This window comes from Craterilacuibacter sp. (assembly GCF_051659485.1).
In the GTDB taxonomy this organism is placed as follows: domain Bacteria; phylum Pseudomonadota; class Gammaproteobacteria; order Burkholderiales; family Chromobacteriaceae; genus Craterilacuibacter.
The window spans coordinates 1-3,454 of sequence record NZ_JBOFOO010000073.1 but is presented as its reverse complement, the minus strand read 5'-3'; the positions used below and the strand labels follow the sequence as shown (position 1 = coordinate 3,454).

Genomic DNA, 3,454 nt, shown 5'->3' with positions numbered 1-3,454 from the left:
TCGGGACTCGGGACTCGGGACTCGGGACTCGGGACTCGGGACTCGGGACTCGGGACTCGGGACTCGGGACTCGGGACTCGGATTTCAGTGTTGCGAACCAACCCAAGCACGTCAACACCGCGGCTCCCGACTCCCCGCTCCCCGATCCCGAAAAATTACTATTCCCGAGCTACATCAGGAGCCCCCATGCCTCTCACCCATTTATTCGTGCACCCGCTCAAGTCCTGCCGCGGCATTGCGACGCCACGCGCTTTTGCCTCTTATCAGGGCCTGCTGCATGACCGCGAATGGTTGCTGGCGACGCCGGACGGCAAATTCATCAGCGCCCGCAGCGATCCGCAGCTGGTCAGGGTGGAAGCCGAACTGCGGCCGGGCATGGCGCTATTCAAGGCACCGGGCAAATCCGTGATTGCCGCCATCAGCACGCGCTATACCAGAGCGGCGGCGGCTGTAGTCTGGGGTGACGATTTCCTGGCCTGGCACGGTGATGAGGCCGTTGATGCATGGTTCAGCGATCTGATCGGCCGCCCCTGCCGCCTGTTATGGCTGGGCGAGCAATCGGGGCGCACGCTGGCCGACAATGGGCAGGCACTATCGTTTGCCGACGGCTACCCGTATCTGCTGCTGAATCAGGCTTCGCTGGATGCGCTCAATCTGGAGCTGGCCGAGCCGGTCAGCCTGCGTCATTTCCGCCCCAATCTGGTAATCGACGGTTTTACGCCCTGGGCCGAGGATGGCTGGCGCACCATCCGGATAGGCGAGGTGGTATTTGATATCGCCAAACCCTGCACCCGCTGCGTTCTGACCACAATCGACCCGGATAGCGGCAGCAAGCATCGTTTGCTGGAGCCGCTGCGCACGCTAGGCCGGCTACGGCGTTTTGCCGATGGCGTACACTTCGGCAGTAATCTGATCGCCCGCAATCAGGGCATGCTGCAGCGAGGTGATACGGTGCAGCTGCTAGGCTGAGCAGCGCACAGCAGCTAAGCCGTGTTAGACTTTGTGCATTCTCAAGCGGGTTCACCATGTTTACGCGTCTGTTACGCCTCGTCCTGTTATTGCTCAGCCTGCTGCTTCCGCTGCAGGCCAGCTTTGCCATGCCCGCCAGCGGGCAGGACGACTGCTGCGTGACACAAACGGCCGATACCCGCTGCCATACAGAGCATGAGTCCATGCCATCGGCCGGTGGCGACATGATGTGCTGCCAGCTGCATGCGGCCACTCCGGCCATTATTTTGCCCACCCCGCCGCTACTCGCAGCGCACGGCATATGGCAGGATCATCCGGCACGCACCCCCGACTCCTGTATCCACGCACCGCCCGAGCACCCGCCACGCACAGCCTGAATATCGCCGCAGCAGTTCGCTGCCCTTATTCAATCTGAACCGTGGAGTCCTCCATGAAACATACGCATTTGATTGCGGCCGCACTGGCGACCGCATTGACCCTGCCTGCCGCACTGGCAGCCCCCGTTGGCGTGATGCTGAAAGACCCTTATTGCGGTTGCTGTACCGCTTGGGCCGAGCACATGCAAAAAAATGGCCTGGAACTCACCAGCCGCACCGAACAGGACATGGCCGCCATCAAGGATGCACGCCGCATCCCGGCACAGCTGCGCTCCTGCCATACTGCTGAAATCGGCGGCTATCTGTTCGAAGGCCATGTCCCGGCCGATCTGGTGAAAAAGGTGCTGAAAGACAAGCCGAAAATTGCCGGCCTAGCAGTCGCAGGCATGCCGATGGGCAGCCCGGGCATGGAAGGCCCGAGCAAGCAGGCCTATGCCGTCACGGCCTTTGATCGTCAGGGAAAAACCAGCGTTTACGCCAACCGTTAAGGAGAATAAATCATGAAAAAACCACTACTGACCACCCTGTTTGCCTTGAGCCTCAGCCCGCTGGCTTTTGCTGCTGCCCCCGCACCGGCGGCCCAGCCCGTCTGTCCGATGGCGGCTGCTAATGGCCACATGATGCCAGGCCACAGCATGCCTGCAGGCTGCCCGATGGCGACAGCAAATGGCCACATGATGCCCGGCCACATGATGGCAGCTCAGCCGACCGCAGCAACCGCGTCCACACGCGAGTACATGTCCGCCCACAGCGCCATGATGAAGGGCATGGGCATCCAGCACAGCGGAGATGCCGATCGCGACTTCATGCTCGGCATGATCCCGCATCACCAGGGTGCCATCGATATGGCACGTGTAGCCCTCAAGCACGGCAAGGATCCGGTGGTGCGCAAGCTGGCGCAGGAGGTCATCGCAGCGCAAGAGAAGGAAATCGCGCTGATGAATCAGTGGCTGGCGACACATCCATTGAAATAAGCACACTCGCCGCCCCGATTCCGGGGCGGCTTTTTTACGCCTGTTTAACACGGTCACTGCATTAAATCTTGCCTTTTCACGCTGGGGTGTTACTTATTCCCTATGGGGTCAACGCTTGCACATGCCAGCGACCAACACGGACCGGCCTCATCTTTCAGGAGATCGTGCAATGAATATGAAAACCACCCTCGGCCTTGTCGCGCTGACACTGTCACTGTCCGCCTGTTCCACCATGGATAAAGATGCGCGCGATATGGCAGGCAAGGCACAAGCGACCGCCGATCAGGCCCTCGCCACGGCCAATCAGGCCAATGCCAACTCGCAGGCTGCCGCCCAGATGGCGCAACAGGCACAGCAAACCGCTAACCAGACTGCCTCCCAGCTTAACGGCATGATGCAAAAAGGCATGGTGAAGTAAGGCCTTAGCCACCGCAATACACACGAAAAGAGCCGCTTGCTGCGGCTCTTTCTGCTGCTAACGCATTGGCTTCAGCTACTGCTTGCCCGCAACCGAATTCCGTAACGGCACTCTGGCCTTATTGGCATCCTCGCCATACGGGGCTTCGGTATAAGGCTGGGCCGGCAGCCGGTCGACAATCTCGCCGGGCAAGGCCGTCCCTTTTTGCAGCGAGAGCGGCAGTATCATGGGCGCCGCCAGCACGGCATCGAGGCGCTTGCTGCTTATCCCGCCACGCTCGACCGCATCAGGCAGGGCATCCAGCAGCGCCTGTGCCTGCGCCCTGTCCGGTGCTGGCTGCTCGTACTCCTCCACCTGCGGGTAAGACACCATCACCGGCTTGCCATCCAGTACACCGGCCATCAAGGGCGCATTGATGATGCGAATCGGCACCCCGCGCGGCAACAGTTTCACCAGCTCGGCCGCATTCTCGGGGTACAGGTGCAGACAGCCGTGGCTGGCGCGGGTCCCCAGCCCCCACGGCTTGTTGGTGCCGTGGATGAAAATGCTCTTGAAGCCGGTCTGCAGCGCCAGCATTCCCATCGGATTGTCCTCGCCCGGCGGCACATAATTAGGCAAGACTTCGCCATCTCGCTCGAAATGCTCGGCCTTGATACTGTCAGGTGGCGTCCAGCCCGGGTCTTGTATCTTGGCGACCAGTTTGGTCTCGCCCAGCG

Annotated in this window: 6 protein-coding genes; 5 read left to right on the top strand and 1 reads right to left on the bottom strand. The window is 61.1% G+C overall.

The window, feature by feature from the left end:
• The first annotated feature begins 186 nt into the window (after positions 1 to 186).
• The 5 genes from ACRC1E_RS02600 (at position 187) to ACRC1E_RS02580 (ending at position 2,738) form a co-directional block, all read left to right on the top strand.
• Complete coding sequence (locus ACRC1E_RS02600; RefSeq protein ID WP_438513547.1) at positions 187 to 969, top strand: MOSC domain-containing protein; 783 nt, start codon at positions 187 to 189, stop codon at positions 967 to 969.
• A gap of 56 nt (positions 970 to 1,025) precedes the next feature.
• On the top strand, positions 1,026 to 1,346 hold the full coding sequence (locus ACRC1E_RS02595) for a hypothetical protein (RefSeq protein ID WP_438513546.1): 321 nt from the start codon (positions 1,026 to 1,028) through the stop codon (positions 1,344 to 1,346).
• 53 nt (positions 1,347 to 1,399) lie between these two features.
• The gene (locus ACRC1E_RS02590; RefSeq protein ID WP_438513545.1) at positions 1,400 to 1,834 is read left to right on the top strand and encodes a DUF411 domain-containing protein; all 435 of its coding nucleotides are present in this window, start codon (positions 1,400 to 1,402) and stop codon (positions 1,832 to 1,834) included.
• Positions 1,835 to 1,846: 12 nt separating this feature from the next.
• On the top strand, positions 1,847 to 2,320 hold the full coding sequence (gene copM / locus ACRC1E_RS02585; protein ID WP_438513544.1) for a CopM family metallochaperone: 474 nt from the start codon (positions 1,847 to 1,849) through the stop codon (positions 2,318 to 2,320).
• Positions 2,321 to 2,495: 175 nt separating this feature from the next.
• A complete protein-coding gene (locus tag ACRC1E_RS02580) occupies positions 2,496 to 2,738 on the top strand; it encodes an alanine-zipper protein (RefSeq protein ID WP_438513543.1) in 243 nt (80 codons plus the stop codon).
• A gap of 75 nt (positions 2,739 to 2,813) precedes the next feature.
• Here ACRC1E_RS02580 and ACRC1E_RS02575 read toward each other — a convergent pair.
• Positions 2,814 to 3,454, bottom strand: a 641-nt coding sequence (locus tag ACRC1E_RS02575; RefSeq protein WP_438513542.1) for a L,D-transpeptidase, incomplete at its 5' end; no start/stop codon positions are given.